We start from the raw sequence: 744 nt of genomic DNA, 5'->3' as shown, positions 1-744 counted from the left end.
CTGTTTTTCTTGATGTTTTTGAGCTTTTTTTTGATTAGTAACTTTCTTTTCTTTACGGAGTTCATTAATTGCATTAATATACTCCCAGCGCTCCTGTAAAACTGTAGGTTCTAATACATAGATTCTATTTGCTTTGTCTTTTATTTTTACTTCTGTTAATAAACCATTTGTACTCAATTCTTTTTTTATACGAATTAATGTAGATTCAGCGACATTAAGAATAAAGCATAATTCTGTATTATCAGCTATACAAAAAATATATCCTTCATCATCACGATAAGAGCGAGTTCCTTCTCCTGTCATTTCCGCTTCTTCTGTTATAGATCTAAAATATGTAACTTTGTTTCGTAAAAATGTATATAGGATTTTTGCATTTGGGGAAAGTTTGCGGTAATTCTCATCAAACATGAGAAATTCATATAGTTGTATATAGGCTTCTTTTGAAGCTTGTTTTCCAGATATTTTTTGCCCTTTTAAATTTTTAGACATAATAAAAAGCCTCCATTCTTCCCAGTTTTCTCAACAAAAGGGTACAAGAAATTAGAGACTTTTCTATTTACGTTTTTTTTGAAGTATGATAACATCAAAAACAGATGACATAAGTTAATTCATCAACTGTAACACATAAATATGAAAAACCTCTGTATTCTTGGACTTTTTAAATGGTGTTAGCCCGCCAAAGCCTAACCATTTAAAAAAGTGTGTACTGGGGTTTTTTTTATTTGTTTTTTTATTTGTTTTTTT

At 29.2% G+C, this 744-nt stretch carries 1 protein-coding gene; it reads right to left on the bottom strand.

Annotation, left to right across the window (positions count from 1 at the left end; translation table 11 throughout):
* Positions 1-489: replication initiator protein A (locus MR107_RS30200; protein WP_242293165.1), on the bottom strand; the 489-nt coding region annotated here is incomplete at its 3' end.
* Positions 490-744: the final 255 nt, after the last annotated feature.

Origin of the sequence: Bacillus cereus group sp. BfR-BA-01441 (assembly GCF_022663075.1) — a bacterium.
Lineage (GTDB): Bacteria > Bacillota > Bacilli > Bacillales > Bacillaceae_G > Bacillus_A > Bacillus_A cereus.
Note: the sequence above shows the minus strand (reverse complement) of the source record. Positions and strands in the feature narration are given on the sequence as shown.